Consider the following 14,588-nt stretch of genomic DNA (forward strand, 5'->3'; position numbering starts at 1 on the left):
AGGGGGCGCGCCCCCGCATCACCCAAACGCCACGACGGGTGGCCCTCAGCGAGGTGAGCGCGAGGTCAGCGGACGGCCTCGGCCATGAGCCGCAGGACGGCCAGCCGCTCCTCGGTCGTGCGGGCGTACGGCGCCACGGACAGCGTCGTGACCCCCGCGTCGGCGTAGCGGCCCACCCGCTCGGCGATGCGCTCGGGCGGCCCGAGAAGCGCGGTCGCGTCGGCGAGCTCCATCGGGACGGCGTCGGCGGCGTCGCGCGGGCGCCCGGCGAGGTAGAGGTCCTGGATGGTGTCGGCGGCGTCGTCGAACCCCATCCGGCGAGCCAGCCGGTTGTAGAAGTTCTGCTCGCGGCTGCCCATCCCCCCGATGTAGAGGGCGGTGTACGGGGCGACGGCGGCGCGGGCGGCCTCGAGGTCGTCGGTGACGACGACCGGGACGGACGCGACGGTGTCGAAGCCCGCCATCGGGTCCTCGGGCGTCCCCCGGCCGGCCTTCTCGCGGCCCTCGCGGACCGACGCGAACTGGTCGGCGGAGTGCTCCGGCGAGAGGAAGACCGCGAGCCAGCCGTCCGCGACCTCGCCCGCGAGCCGCAGGTTCCGCGGGCCGACGGCCGCGAGGTAGACCGGCAGGTCCTGGCGCGGCGGGTGGATGGTCAGGCGCAGCGCCTTGCCGGCGCCGTCGGGCAGGGGCAGCGTGAAGTGCTCGCCGTCGTGGCTGACCGCCTCGCGGCGCAGCGCGGACCGGACGATCGAGACGTACTCACGGGTGCGGCCGAGCGGGTCGGCGAAGCGCACGCCGTGCCACCCCTCACTCACCTGCGGGCCCGAGACGCCGAGGCCGAGGAGGAAGCGCCCGCCCGAGAGGGTGTCGAGGGTGGCCGCCGTCATCGCCGTCATGGCCGGGGTGCGCGCCGGGATCTGCATGACGCCGGCGCCGAGGCCGATCCGCTCGGTCTGCGCCGCGAGCCACGCGAGCACCGTCGGGCTGTCGGACCCGTAGGCCTCGGCCACCCACACGGAGGCGTAGTCGAGCCGGTCGGCCTCCTGCACGAGCTCGAGGAGGTCCTCACCCATACCCATCCCGGCGTACCCGCCGGCCAGTCCCAGACGCATGCCCGCAGGCTAGCCCCACCGCGCTGGCCCCGGGCTGTGACGCGACGCCGGCTTGATGGTCTGCACGTGGCTGGTGGGGCCAAAGAGGTTGTGCCACAGCCAGATGGGGCTGTGGATGAGCAGGGGGATGTCGGTGGCCGACGGTAAGGTCGCGGGTACGAGGGGAGGGGGACCCGATGACCGCCACCGCAGCGCCGCAGGACGTCCTCGCCGCCGTGCGCGACGCACGCGAGGCGCTGGACCGCCTTGCTCCCTCGTGGAGTCTTCCGGCTCGAGCGCCGAGTGGGCGGAGGCGCTGGGCGCCCTACGCTCGCTCGCCGACGTCGTGGCGGCCCGGCAGGACGAGGTGCTCGTCCGTCTCGCGGCCATCGAGCCGTTGGTCCTCCGCATCTCCCCGTCGCTGGCCGAGGCCCGGGTGCGCGACGCCGTGCGCCGGGCCGCCGACGGCCCGGAGGGCAGCGGCACGAGCACCGGCCTCGGCGGTCTGCACACCGCGATGTCCGCCGGTCGGCTGGACGCCTACCGCGCGCAGGTCGTGGCCCGCGAGCTCGAGGAGGTGTCGGCCGACGTCGCTCGCACGGTCGTCGACACCCTCGCCCCGTGGTTCAGGCGGGAGGACGCGACCCGCCTGCGGCGCAGGGTCCGTCGGGTGCTGGCCCGCATCTCGCCGGACCTGGTCCGGCAGCGGGCCGTCCGGGCCCGGGCGGAGTCGTCCCTTCGGCGCTGGGTCGACGAGCCGGGCGTCGACACCTGGCTCGGCACCTTCCCCTCCGAGGAGGCGTGCACCGCCTGGGCGGCCGTCGACGAGCTGGCGCGGCGCCACGTCGCCGACGGTACCTGCGCCACGCTCGACCGAGCGCGGGCCAGGGCGCTGACCGACCTCGTGACCCGTCAGGCGAGCGTGGAGGTGCAGGTCGTCGTGACCGCCCCGCCCGCCACCGACCTCCCGGCCGACGCCCTCGTCGAGGTCGCCGCGTCCGGTCCTGACCCCGTCCTCGTCGACGCCGGATGGCTCGTCACCTCGGCCTACCGCCCGGGCCCCGCCTCGCGGCTCTCGTCCGGGACCGCGACCGGCGCTGCCGCTTCCCCGGCTGCCACGTCCCGGCGCGCTCGTGCGACCTCGACCACGTCCGTCCGTGGCCGGCCCCACGGACGCCCGCAATCTCGCCTGCCTCTGCCGCCGCCACCACCGCGTCAAGCAACGACCGGGATGGCGGGTCACCCTCGCCCCGGACGGCGCGCTCCACTGGCTCGACCCCGCCGGCCGCACCCGGACCACGTCCCCACCGGACCCACCCACGCTCGTCCTGCGGCGGACCGCGGACGAGGCGCCGGCACCACCGTCGACGGCCGACCCCGAGCGGCCGCCCTACTGAGCCGGTGCGGGGTCCGGCCGCGTGCCCGCCCGGCCGCGGCGACGGGCCACGAGGTCGCGGGCGGCCTCGTCCCACGTCGGGTGCTCGAAGACGAACCCGGCATCCAGCAGTCGGCCGGGCACGACGCGGCGGCTCTTGAGGAGCAGCTCGGTGTCGGTCCGCAGCGCCAGCGCGCCGATCTCGGCCATCCACGCGGTGGCCGGCAGCCCGGGGCGCCCACCCCACGCCCGGCGCAGGCCGCGCATCAGCTCGCGCTGCGGCACGGGTCCGGGCGCGGCGAGGTTGACCGGACCGGAGAGGTCCTCGCGCTCGAGGAGCAGCAGCAACGCCCGGACGAGGTCGGCGTCGTGGATCCACGACACGTACTGCCCTCCTCCGGCGACCGGCCCGCCGAGGCCGACACGGGCCATCCACGACAGCACGTCGAACACGCCGCCCCGGTCCGGGCTCATGACCATCGCCGCGCGCAGGGCGACCCGCCGGGTGTGCGGCAGGTCGGCCTCCTGCTGCGCGGCCTCCCACGCCCGGGCGATGCGCACGCTGTACTCCCAGTACCCCGGGACGTCGCGCTCGTGGCCCCCGATGACGCCGGTCGCCTCGTCGTGCGCGCCGTCGCGGCGGTCGGCGTAGATCGTCGCGGTGCTCATCTGGAGCCACACCCGCGGGGGCGACGCGGCCGCCTCGAGCGCCCGCCCGACCGCGCGCGTCGAGTCGACGCGCGAGTCCATCATCTGGCGCAGGTTCTGCTCGGTGTATCGGCAGCTGACCGTGCGCCCGGCGAGGTTGACGACCGCGTCGGCGCCGTCGAGCTCGGCCGCCCAGTCGCCGACGGTCCGCCCGTCCCAGACGGCGTGCCGGACCCCGCCCTCGAGCTGCTCCGGCCGGCGGCTGAGCACGACGACCTCGTGACCGCACGCCGCGAGCGCGCGGCGCAGGATGCCTCCGACCTGACCGGTTCCCCCCGGGATGACGACCTTCACGCGACCGAGCATAGGTCGGCGCCCTCCCCTGCGCGCGGCGCCGGACGCGCAGAGCCGCTGGCGCGCAGCACGGCCGGGCGAGGTGCGCGGGTAGGGTCGCCGCCATGGAGACGCGTCGCCTCGGAGCCACCGGACTCACCGTCTCACGGCTCGGTCTGGGGACCATGGCCTGGGGCACGCGGACCTCGGCCGAGGACGCCCGCGACCTCCTCACCGCCTTCCGGTCGGCCGGCGGCACGCTGGTCGACACCGCCCACGGCTACGCGGGGGGCGCCGCCGAGGAGCTCCTCGGCGGCCTGCTCGAGGGGCCGGACCGCGACGAGGTCGTCCTCGTCACCAAGTCGGGCATCAGCCGCTCCACGGGCGAGCGCGTCGTCGACTGCTCCCGCCGCTCGATGCTCCACCAGCTCGACCTCTCCCTGCGCCGCCTGCGCACCGACCACGTCGACGTCTGGCTGGCGCACACGTGGGACGACGCGACCCCGCTCGAGGAGACGGTCAGCGCCCTCGTGCACGCCTGGCGCAGCGGCCGGGCCCGCTACGTCGGCGTCTCCAACCACGTCGGCTGGCAGGCGGCCCGGACGATGTCGCTCCTGCAGGACGCCGGCGTCCCGCTGGCCGTCGACTCGGTCGAGTACTCGCTCGTCGAGCGCCGTCCCGAGCGCGAGCTCGTCGCGGCGTCGGACGCCCTCGGCTTCGGGCTGCTCCCGTGGTCCCCGCTCGGGCGCGGCGTCCTCACCGGCCGCTACCGCACCGGGGTCAGCGCCGACTCACGCCTGGCGTCGGAGGAGTTCTCGCGGTTCGCCGGCCGCCACGTCGGCGACCACACGCGGGGCGTCGTCGACGCGGTCCGCATCGCCGCCGACGGCCTGGGCGTCGCGCCTGCGGTCGTCGCGCTCGCCTGGGTCCGGGACCGGCCCGGCGTCGTCGCGCCCGTCGTCGGCCCGCGCACCCCGGGGCAGCTCAGCGTGCTGCTGGCCAGCGAGGGCCTGGACCTGCCGGAGCAGATCGTCGACGCGCTCGACGAGGTGTCGGCCGAGCACGCCTGACGAGGTCGGGACGGACGCTCAGTCGTCCTTCTCGTCGTCGTCCTCGTCGTCCTCGTCCTCGTCCTCGTCGTCCTCGTCGAACTCGTCGGCGTCGAGGCCCGCGTAGATCCGGGCGCCGTCCCCGTCCTCGTCGTCGTGGCCGTCGAGGTCCTCGTCGTCACCGGCGTAGACGTCGAGCGGCGTCATCTCGCCGTAGGCGTCGTAGAGGGCGCCGTCGTACTCCTCGAAGGCGTCCGCGACGTCCTCGTAGGCCGCCACGACCGTCGGGTCGTCCTCACCGCGACGGGTGCTGGCCGCCTCCAGGTGCCGCTCGAGGGCGGACACGAGGTGGGCGAGCGCGGCGCGCGGGTCCGAGGCCATGTCGGTCACGCTACCGGTCCTGGCGCAGAATGTGTCGGTGGCCGACTACGAGTACCTCGTCCTGAGCTTCGGGCGCGAGGTGAAGCGCAACGACATCCGCCGTGCCCTGACGGAGCACGCCGAGTACGGGCACTGGGAGCTGGCGACCACCCGCACCTACGTGGGCGGGCTGACCCGCACCTGGCTCCGGCGCAAGATCATCCGCGCCCGCCGGACCTACGACATCGCGGTCTGACGGCCCGGTCGGGCCCGGCCGTCGCGCCGGCGCGGCTCAGCAGGTCTCGAGCAGGCGGCCGAGCACCCGAGCGCCGAAGCGCAGGGAGTCGGTGGGCACCCGCTCGTCGATGCCGTGGAACATCGGGGCGAAGTCGAGGTCGGCCGGCAGTCGCAGCGGGGCGAACCCGTACCCGGTGATGCCGAGCAGCGACAGCGCCTTGTTGTCGGTGCCGCCCGAGAGGCAGTAGGGCAGGACCTCGGCGTCGGGGTCCTCGGTGCGCAGCGCCTCGACCATCCGCTCGACGAGCGGGGCGTCGAAGGGCGCGTCGAGGGCGATGTCGCGGTGCAGCACCTCGACCTGCACGTGCTCCCCCGCGAGCTCGCGCAGGGTGTCCATCAGCAGGTCCTCGTGACCCGGCAGGAAGCGGCAGTCGACGTTGGCCGACGCGTGCTGCGGGATGACGTTGTGCTTGTACCCGGCGTCGAGCATCGTCACGTTGCTCGTGTCCTGGAGCGTGCCGCGCACGAAGCCCTGCGCGCCGCCGAGGTGCTCGAGCAGGTCCTCGAGGTCCTCGTCGGACCAGCCGGTGCCGGTCAGCTCCGAGAGCCCGTCGAGCAGGGTGCGCACCGAGGGGATGTACTCGCGCGGCCACTTGTGCGCCGCGATGCGCGCGATGGCCTCGGCCAGCCGCACGATCGCGTTCTCGTCGTTGGGCACCGAGCCGTGCCCGGCGCGCCCGGTCGCGGTGAGCCGCAGCCAGGCGATGCCCTTCTCCGCGGTCTGCAGGAGGTAGGTGCGGCGCTCGCGGCCGTCGCGGTCGGTGACGGTGACGCTGTAGCCGCCGACCTCGCTGATCGCCTCGGTGACGCCCTCGAAGACCTCGGGGTGCTGCTCGACCATGAAGTGCGAGCCCTGCACGCCCCCCGCCTCCTCGTCGGCGAAGAAGACGACGACGAGGTCGCGCGGCGGCACGACGCCGCGGCGGGCGATGTCGCGGACGGAGGCGAGCATCATCGCGTCCATGTCCTTCATGTCGACGGCCCCGCGCCCCCACACGCAGCCGTCGCGCTCCTCGCCGGCGAACGGGTCGACCGACCAGTCCTCGGCGTTGGCGGGCACGACGTCGAGGTGCCCGTGGACGCACAGCGCCCCGCGCTCGCGGTCGGCGCCGGGGATGCGCACCGCCACCGTCACCCGCCCCGGCTGCGACTCGTAGGTCTGCGGGTCGAGCCCGACCTCGCGCAGCTGCTCGACGACGTAGGCGGCCGCCTCGGCCTCGCCGGGGCCGCTCCCGTCGCCGTAGTTGCTCGTGTCGATCCGGATCAGCTCCTGGCAGATCCGGACGACCTCGTCCTCGGGGCGCAGCGTCTCGGTCATGCCCGCCACCCTAGGTGGCCCGCCCGGGGAGGGGCGATTTCGGTTCCGGGCCGATGACCGTGTAATGTTTCGCGCTGTCGGAAGGCCTCCCCACGGGCCCCCCGAGCACCACTCGTCCGGGTGGCGGAATTGGCAGACGCGCTAGCTTGAGGTGCTAGTGCCCGTATAGGGCATGGGGGTTCAAGTCCCCCCTCGGACACGAGCAACATCACGACGCAGGCCCCGAACCGTACAGGTTCGGGGCCTGCGTCGTGCCGGGGCCGCTCGGCCGCGGGTGGCGGCCGGGCGGGTCGTCAGCCGGCGGCGTACTGGTCGACGGCGTCGGAGAAGGCCTGGACGAGCGGGTCGAGCACCGCGGCCGCCGTCGGCCCGACCGCGCCGTCCAGCACCGCGGAGCGGTACTCCTCGACGAGGGTGTCGCGGGACTCGGTGAGCCCCTGCGCGTCCCCCTCCCGCAGCGAGCGGTCGAAGTCGCGCTGGGCCTGGTCGAGCCGCTTGGCGGAGTCCTTGTCGAGCCCGTTGCTGCGCTCGAGCAGCTTGACCCCCTCGAACAGGGTCTGCGCCGCTGCGGCGACGGCGGCCTGGGTGTCGGTCGTCGGCTCCGCGGACGGGACCTCGCTCGGGGCGCTCGTCGACGGCTCCGGCGCGCTGGTCGAGGGCTCCGGAGCGTCGGTGGTGGGCTGGTCCTGCGAGCTCGAGGGCGCCGGGGACGAGGCGGCCGCGCTCGGTGCGGCCGACGAGCCGTCAGTGCTCGTCGACGCGCCGTCGCGGCCGACGAGCCACCAGGCGAGTGCCCCGACGAGGACGAGCGCGAGGAGGACCCCGAGGACGCGCCCGGCTCCCCCACGCCGTCGGCCGCCGTCGTCGCCCGGCACGGGCGGCGGCGGCGGGACGCTCTCGGCCGGGAGCGGGGCGGGCACCGGGGCCAGCCGCTGGGTCGTCGCGGCCCCCGCGCGCGGGAGGACGCTCGTGGCCCCCACCGGGGTCGGCGCACGGCGCGCACGCAGCGCCTCGGCCACGTCGGCGGCCCGCGCGGGCCGGCCCTCCGGGTCCTTGGCCATGAGGCCGGCGACGAGCTCGGCGAGCCACGCCGGGGTGTCCGGGCGCAGCGTCCTCACGTCGGGCACCGGGTCGTGGGTGTGCATCATCATCGTCGTGACCGCGGTCGGGCCGGAGTACGGCGGGTCGCCGGCGAGGAGGGAGAAGAGCACGCAGCCGAGGGCGTAGAGGTCGGCCCGCCCGTCGACGCGCCCGCCGGAGGCCTGCTCCGGGGCGAGGTACTCGGCGGTGCCCATCACCGTGTGCGTGGCGGTCAGCGCCTGGTCGCCGCCCGCCTCGCCCAGCTGGGTGATGCCGAAGTCGAGCACGCGGACCCGCCCCTCGCCGTCCTCGACGATGTTGCCGGGCTTGACGTCACGGTGCACGAGCCCCCGGGTGTGCGCCGCCTCGAGCGCGGAGGCGACCTGCTCCCCCACGTCGACGACCTCGTCCACCGGGAGTGGTCCGCTGCGCAGCCGGTCGGCGAGGCTGCGGCCGGGCAGCAGCTCCATCACGAGGTAGGCGGTCTCGTCCTCGACCCCGGCGTCGTGCACGGTGACGACGTTCGGGTGGCTGATCCCGGCCGTGACCCGGGCCTCGCGCTCGAACCGGGCCGGTCCCGACTCGTCCGGCACCCGGCGCAGGTCGATGGTCTTGACGGCCACCTCGCGGTCGAGGACGGTGTCGGTCGCCCGCCACACCTCCCCCATGCCCCCGCGCCCGATCGGGGCGTGCAGGGCATAGCGGCCGGCCAGGAGTCGGTCGTCGCTGCTCACCCGGCCAGCCTAACGAGCGCGGGGCGCCGGACCGCCCGGGCCGACCGGGCCGAGGGCGCGGGCGACTACCCTGACGTGGTGCTCGAGACCGTGACCGCCGTGCGCTACGTCGCCCCTCTGCGGGAGGGCGGTTCGCTGCCCGGCCTCGTCGAGGCCGACGACCTCGGGACCTACGTCGTCAAGTTCACCGGCGCCGGTCAGGGCCGCAAGGTGCTCGTCGCCGAGGTGCTCGTCGGTGAGGTCGCCCGACGGGTCGGCGTCCCCACCCCGCGGCTGGCCGTGGTCGACCTCCCCACCGCGATCGCCCGCTACGAGGCCGACGAGGAGGTCCAGGACCTCCTCAACGCCAGCCCGGGCCGCAACCTCGGGGTCGACTTCCTCCCCGGGGCCTTCGGGTACGACGGCTCCCGCCCGCCGGGCGCCGAGGAGGCCGCGGCGATCCTCTGGCTCGACGCCTACAGCGCCAACGTCGACCGCACGTGGGCCAACCCGAACCTGCTCGTCTGGCACCGGCGCGCCTGGGCCATCGACCACGGCGCGGCCCTGTGGTTCCACCACTCCTGGCCGAGCCGCCCGCCGGACGTCGGGCGCTTCGTCGCCCAGCCCTTCGACGCGAGCGGCCACGTGCTGGCGCCGGTCGCCGGGTCGGTGCGCGCGGCGCACGAGCGCCTCGCCCCGTTGCTCACCGAGGACGTGCTGCGCGAGGTCGTCGCCGAGGTGCCCGACGAGTGGCTCGAGACCACGGCGAGCCTGCCGGACCTCGACGCCGTGCGCGCCGCCTACCGCGAGCACCTCGGGCTGCGCCTGGCCTCTCCCGACGCCTGGCTCGGGGGCACGCCGTGAGCCACGCCTACCAGTACGTCGTCGTGCGCTTCGTGCCGCGCGTCGACCGCGGCGAGTGCCTCAACGTGGGCGTCGTCCTGCACTCCCAGTCGGCCGGAGTCCTGCGCTGCGCCTGGCACCTCGACGAGGCCCGCATCCTCGCCCTCGCCCCCGATGCCGACCTCGAGAGCCTGCGCGGCGCCCTCGACGCCGTCGGCGGGATGTGCGAGCGGCCCCCGGCCGGCGTCGACGCGACGCTGACCACCCAGGGCAAGCGGTTCGGCTGGCTGAGCGCGCCCCGCTCGACGGTGGTCCAGCCGGGTCCGGTCCACGGGGGCTCCGCGCCCGACCCGGCCGCCGAGGTCGAGCGGCTGCTCGACCGCCTCGTCCGCTGACGCCCGAGCCGGTCCCGGAGGCTCAGGCCGTCCGGACCGGCGCGAGGATCGCCTCGAGGTCGGCGAGCGTGTACGGCTTGCTCAGGTAGTCGTCCATCCCCGCCGCGAGCATCCGCTCCCGGTCGCCCTCGGCCGCGTTGGCGGTGAGGGCGATGACCCGCGGCTGCGGCCCCGGGCGGACCCGCAGCTGCTCCGTGGCACGCACGCCGTCGAGGTGGGGCATGTTGACGTCCATGAGGACGACGTCGTACCGGTTGGCGGCCAGCGCCTGGAGCGCCTCGATGCCGTCGCCCGCGACGTCGGCCTCGATGCCGAGCCGGCGCAGCATGTGGATGGCCACCATCTGGTTGACCGGGTCGTCCTCGGCGAGCAGCACCCGCAGGTCCTCCGGCGTCTCCTCGATGACCACCTGCTCGTCGACGAGGTCGCCCACCCCCGTGCCGGCCGAGCCGACGGCGCAGCCGAGGACCGGCAGCGCGAAGGTGAAGGTCGAGCCCTCGCCGACGGTGGAGTCGACGCGGATCTCGCCGCCGAGCCGCTGGGCGATGCGGGCGCAGATGGCCAGGCCGAGGCCCGTGCCGCCGTGCGTGCGCGTCGTCGACGCGTCGCCCTGGGCGAACGCCGTGAAGATGCGCGAGAGCCGGTCGGCGGGGATCCCGGCGCCGGTGTCGACCACCTCGAGGACGAGGGTGCCGGGCGCGGTCTCGCTGCCGGGGCGCAGGGACGGCTCCGGGCTCTGGTAGCTGGCCCGGATGTGCACGCCGCCGCGGTCGGTGAACTTCAGGCCGTTGCCGACGAGGTTGATGAGCACCTGGCGCAGGCGGACGAGGTCGCTGCAGACGAGCTCGGGGACGTCGGGGTCGACCGACCACCAGAGCGAGAGGCTGCGTCGCTCGGCCTTGGTCGTGAACATCGTGCAGACGTCCTGGATGAGGGCGCGCACGTCGGTCGAGGTCGACTCCATCTCCAGGTCGCCGCTCTCGAGGGCGCTGAAGTCGAGGATGTCGTTGACGATGGCCAGCAGGTGGCGGCCGCTCTGGTGGGCGGTGCTCACGTACGACCGCTGCTGGTCGTCCAGCGCGGTGTCCTGGAGCAGGTCGGTCAGGCCGATGACCGCGTTGAGCGGGGTGCGGATCTCGTGGCTCATGCTCGCGAGGAAGCGCTGCTTGGCCTCGGCCGACTCCTCCGCGGTCTCCTTGGCCCGACGCAGGTTCTCCTCGGTGAGGCGGCGGTTCGTGATGTCGGTCTCGACCCCGACGAAGCCGGTCACGACGTCGCCGTCGCGGATCGGCGAGACGTCGACCGAGACCCAGTACTTGCTGCCGTCCTTCGCGTAGTTGAGGACCTCGGCGGTGAAGGGCTCCTGGCGCCGGATGGCCTCGCGCATCTCCCGGACGGTGGCCGGGTCGGTGTCGCGACCCTGGAGGACGCGACCGGGGCTGCGGCCCTCGACGTCCTCGATCGTGTAGCCGGTGCGGCGGGTGAAGGCGTCGTTGACCCACTCGACGTGGCCCTTGGGGTCGGTGACGACGACGAGGTTGTCGGTGGCCTGGACGGCGACCGACGTCCGCTGCAGCTGGGCCTGCGCCTCGCGCAGCCGCACCGTCTGGGCGAGCTGGGCGCGACGGGCCTGGTAGAGGACGTAGACCATCCCGGCGACGAGCACGGCGAGCGCGACGAGGGTGAGGACGAGCCCGCCGAGGAGCAGCCGGGTGTCCTTCACGAGGCCGGCGGTCGCCGCGTTCGCGACCGCGGCGTTCTGCTTGCGGACGTTCTCGGCCTCGGAGACGAGCGTGTTGTACTGCCCCTCGAGCTCCTGGATCTCGCTGCCGAGGCGGCCCCGCTCGGCGATGGTCATCGACGTGGGGTCCGCGACGAGCGCCTGGACCTCGCGGTCCGGACCGTCGCGCCAGACGGCGGCGAGCTCGCGGGAGCGCGCGAGCAGGCGCGCGTCACCGAGGGTGCGGCCCTGGTAGTCGAGCGTGCCCTCCTGGATGCGCTGCGCGGCGAGCGAGCGGCGCAGGTCGAGGACCTCGGGGTCGATCCTCCCGCCGGCGCCGTGGACGAGCGCGTCCTCGAGCCGCAGGAGCTCGCGCTGGGCCTGGCTGAGGGTCCGCACGTTGCCGTCGACGAGGTCCTGGGTCAGCTTGACGTTCGTGCTGAGGGCGTGCGTCGCGTTGATCGTGAGGATGCTCAGGCCGACCGTCCCGCCGACGGCGAGGACGGCGGGGATGACGAGGGCGACCAGGATCCGCGTCCGGCCCTCCGCGAACTCCCACAGGCCCGAGAGCTTCACTTGACCACGATCTCCTTGAGCTGCCACGTCCACCGCGGGTCGTAGGTCACCGGGTCGAGGTCGAAGCTGTCGGTCGGGTAGACGATGCGGGTCGGCCCGTAGTGCTCGACGGTCATGCGCCGGCCGTCGACCGAGGTGGCGAGCATCACCGGGTAGGCCGAGGCGTCCGAGGCGGGGACGTCGACGGCGTAGTCGTTGAGGGCGAGCGTGTGCAGCGTGGCGCCCTCCTCGACCCCGACGTAGTCGAGGAGCGAGCGCAGGAGCACGCCGCGGAAGGTGACGCGGTGGCCCTCGGCCTGCTTGTCGTCGACGGAGTACTCGACGAGGCCCAGGCGCTCGATGGTCGGCAGGTCGAGCCGGACCGAGCCGCCCCGGGTGGTCTTGCCCGAGAAGGTGAGGACGACCTTCTCGGTGGGGGCCGGCACGGGGTCGCCGGGGCGCAGGCTGGGCTGCGAGATGACGGTGTAGCCCGTCGGGGCCGCCGCCGCGGTGGTCGTGGTGGTCGACGTGGCGGGCCGGGAGCCGGCGGCGGCCGGGGAGGCGCAGCCGGCGAGCGGCAGGACGGCGAGGGCCGCCAGGGTGGCGGCAGCGACGAGCGCGCGAGAGGGGGTGGTGGTCATGGTGACGACGATGACGGGGGAGTTTCCATTCTCGACGACTGCCAACTCAAGATCCCCTCAAGGTGCGGGCCCGCGTCGTACGGTGCGTGCCCGACGCGTGCTTCCTAGGATGGGCCGCCGACACCGTGAGAGGACGACCATGGACGACACCCAGCCGGGCACCGGTGGCTACCGGCCGAGCGACCTCGTGGAGCAGATGGGCGACGAGGGCGTGGCCGCCGACATCGCGCAGGTCTACCTGCAGGAGCTGCCCGCTCGGGTGGCCGCGATCGAGGCGGCCCGCGGGGGCCTGCGCGAGGACACGGTGCGCATGGCGCACACGCTGAAGTCGGCGAGCGCCCTGCTGGGGCTCGCCGAGCTGTCGGAGGCCTGCCGCGAGGTGGAGCACACGGCCCGTGACGGCGGGTCCGTGGCGGGTCTCGTCGACGGGGTCACCGCCCACGCCGCCGAGGCGGAGCGGGCGGTCCGGGGCTGGCTCGCCTCCCGCTGACACGCCTCCCCCTCGTGAGGGGTCAGCCGGCGGCGGCCGAGGCGTCGACCGGGGCGGCCGGCTCGAAGCGGTAGCCGTAGCCGCGCACCGTCCGGATGTGCCCCGCGCCGCCGGCGCTCTCGCCGAGCTTGCGGCGCAGGTTGCCCAGGTGCACGGAGATGACGTGGTCGTCGCCCACCCAGTTGGGGCCCCACACGGCGGCCATGAGCTGGTCGCGGCTGAAGGTGCGCCGGGGCGCCCCGGAGAGGGCCTCGAGGATGTCGTACTCGGTTCTGGTGAGGTCGACGACGTCGCCGTGCAGGCGGACCTCGCGCGCCTCGGTGTCGAGGGTCAGCGGGCCGAAGCGGCGCAGGTCGGTCTCGACGACGCTGACGCGGGGGCGCCGGCGCATCGCCCGGATCCGGGCGGAGAGCTCGCGCGGGGAGAAGGGCTTGGTCACGTAGTCGTCGGCGCCGATGGTCAGGCCGAGGACGCGGTCGAACTCGTCGCTGCGGCCGGTGACCATGACCACGTAGCAGTCGGAGAACTCACGGATCCGACGGCACACCTCGAGGCCGTCCATCTGCGGCAGCGAGATGTCCAGGAGGACGACCTCGGGCTCGTGGGTGCGCGCGGCCTCGACTCCGGCGGCGCCGTCGGCCGCCTGCACGACACGGAAGCCCTCGGACTCCAGCAGCGACGCCGCGACGCGGGCGAACTCCGGCGAGTCCTCGACGACGAGTGCGGTGGGTCGGCTCATGGGTCTCCTCGCCTCTCTCTCCCCTGTGGCCCCACCGTAACGAGCCGCGGGGCGGCCTGTCCGGCGTGACGGGCGGGTTCGACCGGAATCCGCCCGGACGGCCGATGCCGGGTCAGCCCTCCGGGTGAGCCGGTGCGCGCAGCGCCCAGGCGGCGACGGCGCCGGCCGCGGCGACGTTGAGCGAGTCCACTCCCCCGGCCATCGGGATGCGGACGACGGTGTCGACGGCGGCCAGGGTGCGCCGGGCCAGCCCGTCGCCCTCGGTGCCGAGCACGAGCGCGAGCCGCTGCGGCGGGTCGGCGGCCAGCTCGTCGAGCCCGACGGAGTCGTCGCTCAGGGCGAGCGCGGCGACGTGGAAGCCGAGCTCCTGCAGCGCGGCGACCCCGCCCGGCCAGGGGTCGACCCGCGTCCACGGCACCTGGAAGACGGTGCCCATCGAGACCCGGACCGCCCGCCGGTAGAGCGGGTCGGCGCAGCGCGGGGTGACGAGGACCGCGTCGATGCCGAGCGCCGCGGCCGAGCGGAAGACCGCCCCGACGTTGGTGTGGTCGACGACGTCCTCGAGCACCAGCACGCGGCGGGCACCCTCGAGCGTCTCGGCGAGCGAGGGCAGGACGGGCCGGTGCATCGACGCGAGGGCTCCCCGGTGCAGGTGGAAGCCGGTCAGCCGCTCGATGACGTCGTGGTCGCCGACGAGGACCGGCACCCCGGCGGCCTCGGCGTCCTCGACCACGTCGGCGAGGTCGGTGAGCCAGCGCTCCGCCATGAGGAACGAGCGCGGCCGGTGCCCGGCGGCCAGTGCGCGCCGGATGACCTTCTCGGACTCCGCGACGTAGAGCCCGCCCTCGGGCTCGAGGCGGCGGCGCAGCGCGACGTCGGTCAGGGAGACGTAGTCGGCGAGGCGGGGGTCGGCGGGGTCGGAGACGGTCGTCGGCACGCGG

Annotated in this window: 15 protein-coding genes and 1 tRNA gene; 7 read left to right on the forward strand and 9 right to left on the reverse strand. The window is 74.8% G+C overall.

Going from position 1 to position 14,588, the window contains the following annotated elements; translation table 11 throughout:
• Positions 1 to 65: 65 nt before the first annotated feature.
• The gene (locus HL663_RS13160; protein ID WP_173028802.1) at positions 66 to 1,112 is read right to left on the reverse strand and encodes an LLM class F420-dependent oxidoreductase; all 1,047 of its coding nucleotides are present in this window, start codon (positions 1,110 to 1,112) and stop codon (positions 66 to 68) included.
• A gap of 1,136 nt (positions 1,113 to 2,248) precedes the next feature.
• On the opposite strand from HL663_RS13160, the gene HL663_RS13165 reads away from it, so the two are divergent.
• Positions 2,249 to 2,488, forward strand: coding sequence for a hypothetical protein (locus HL663_RS13165; RefSeq protein ID WP_173028803.1), 240 nt, complete (start codon positions 2,249 to 2,251; stop codon positions 2,486 to 2,488).
• Here HL663_RS13165 and HL663_RS13170 read toward each other — a convergent pair.
• Positions 2,482 to 3,468 carry a TIGR01777 family oxidoreductase gene (locus HL663_RS13170; protein ID WP_173028804.1) on the reverse strand — a complete coding sequence of 329 codons (987 nt, stop codon included), beginning with the start codon at positions 3,466 to 3,468 and terminating at the stop codon, positions 2,482 to 2,484. The two genes, HL663_RS13165 and HL663_RS13170, sit on opposite strands and share 7 nt — an antisense overlap.
• Before the next feature lie 104 nt (positions 3,469 to 3,572).
• Between HL663_RS13170 and HL663_RS13175 the strand changes: the two genes are divergently transcribed.
• Positions 3,573 to 4,517 carry an aldo/keto reductase gene (locus HL663_RS13175; RefSeq protein WP_173028805.1) on the forward strand — a complete coding sequence of 315 codons (945 nt, stop codon included), beginning with the start codon at positions 3,573 to 3,575 and terminating at the stop codon, positions 4,515 to 4,517.
• 18 nt (positions 4,518 to 4,535) lie between these two features.
• Here the strand turns inward: HL663_RS13175 and HL663_RS13180 are convergent, their stop codons facing one another.
• Complete coding sequence (locus HL663_RS13180; protein WP_173028806.1) at positions 4,536 to 4,877, reverse strand: hypothetical protein; 342 nt, start codon at positions 4,875 to 4,877, stop codon at positions 4,536 to 4,538.
• A gap of 37 nt (positions 4,878 to 4,914) precedes the next feature.
• Between HL663_RS13180 and HL663_RS13185 the strand changes: the two genes are divergently transcribed.
• Complete coding sequence (locus HL663_RS13185; protein WP_242525646.1) at positions 4,915 to 5,112, forward strand: DUF5703 family protein; 198 nt, start codon at positions 4,915 to 4,917, stop codon at positions 5,110 to 5,112.
• Positions 5,113 to 5,148: 36 nt separating this feature from the next.
• Here HL663_RS13185 and HL663_RS13190 read toward each other — a convergent pair whose 3' ends face one another.
• Positions 5,149 to 6,471 (reverse strand): M20/M25/M40 family metallo-hydrolase, encoded by a 1,323-nt coding sequence (locus tag HL663_RS13190; RefSeq protein WP_173028808.1) that lies wholly within the window; start codon positions 6,469 to 6,471, stop codon positions 5,149 to 5,151.
• Between the two features lie 114 nt (positions 6,472 to 6,585).
• Between HL663_RS13190 and HL663_RS13195 the strand changes: the two genes are divergently transcribed.
• Positions 6,586 to 6,670: transfer RNA gene (locus HL663_RS13195), tRNA-Leu, on the forward strand.
• 94 nt (positions 6,671 to 6,764) lie between these two features.
• Here the strand turns inward: HL663_RS13195 and HL663_RS13200 are convergent.
• A complete protein-coding gene (locus HL663_RS13200; RefSeq protein WP_173028809.1) occupies positions 6,765 to 8,285 on the reverse strand; it encodes a serine/threonine-protein kinase in 1,521 nt (506 codons plus the stop codon).
• 78 nt (positions 8,286 to 8,363) lie between these two features.
• Between HL663_RS13200 and HL663_RS13205 the strand changes: the two genes are divergently transcribed.
• Together HL663_RS13205 and HL663_RS13210 are read left to right on the forward strand one after the other, a co-directional pair.
• The gene (locus HL663_RS13205; protein ID WP_173028810.1) at positions 8,364 to 9,128 is read left to right on the forward strand and encodes a HipA family kinase; all 765 of its coding nucleotides are present in this window, start codon (positions 8,364 to 8,366) and stop codon (positions 9,126 to 9,128) included.
• Entirely contained in the window at positions 9,125 to 9,502 is a 378-nt protein-coding gene (locus HL663_RS13210) for a DUF3037 domain-containing protein (protein WP_173028811.1), read from the forward strand. The genes HL663_RS13205 and HL663_RS13210 overlap by 4 nt, the downstream gene beginning before the upstream one ends.
• A gap of 22 nt (positions 9,503 to 9,524) precedes the next feature.
• Here the strand turns inward: HL663_RS13210 and HL663_RS13215 are convergent, their stop codons facing one another.
• Positions 9,525 to 11,798 carry a PAS domain-containing hybrid sensor histidine kinase/response regulator gene (locus HL663_RS13215; RefSeq protein WP_173028812.1) on the reverse strand — a complete coding sequence of 758 codons (2,274 nt, stop codon included), beginning with the start codon at positions 11,796 to 11,798 and terminating at the stop codon, positions 9,525 to 9,527.
• A complete protein-coding gene (locus HL663_RS13220) occupies positions 11,795 to 12,418 on the reverse strand; it encodes a putative pterin-binding protein (RefSeq protein ID WP_173028813.1) in 624 nt (207 codons plus the stop codon). Before HL663_RS13220 ends, HL663_RS13215 begins: the two co-directional genes overlap by 4 nt.
• 139 nt (positions 12,419 to 12,557) lie before the next feature.
• On the opposite strand from HL663_RS13220, the gene HL663_RS13225 reads away from it, so the two are divergent.
• The gene (locus HL663_RS13225) at positions 12,558 to 12,908 is read left to right on the forward strand and encodes an Hpt domain-containing protein (protein WP_173028814.1); all 351 of its coding nucleotides are present in this window, start codon (positions 12,558 to 12,560) and stop codon (positions 12,906 to 12,908) included.
• A 22-nt stretch (positions 12,909 to 12,930) separates the two neighbouring features.
• Here the strand turns inward: HL663_RS13225 and HL663_RS13230 are convergent, their stop codons facing one another.
• A complete protein-coding gene (locus HL663_RS13230; RefSeq protein ID WP_173028815.1) occupies positions 12,931 to 13,647 on the reverse strand; it encodes a response regulator transcription factor in 717 nt (238 codons plus the stop codon).
• Between the two features lie 112 nt (positions 13,648 to 13,759).
• On the reverse strand, positions 13,760 to 14,584 hold the full coding sequence (locus HL663_RS13235) for a TrmH family RNA methyltransferase (protein ID WP_286175620.1): 825 nt from the start codon (positions 14,582 to 14,584) through the stop codon (positions 13,760 to 13,762).
• Positions 14,585 to 14,588 lie beyond the last annotated feature (4 nt).

It is taken from the genome of Arthrobacter sp. NEB 688, assembly GCF_013201035.1.
Taxonomy (GTDB): domain Bacteria; phylum Actinomycetota; class Actinomycetes; order Actinomycetales; family Dermatophilaceae; genus Phycicoccus.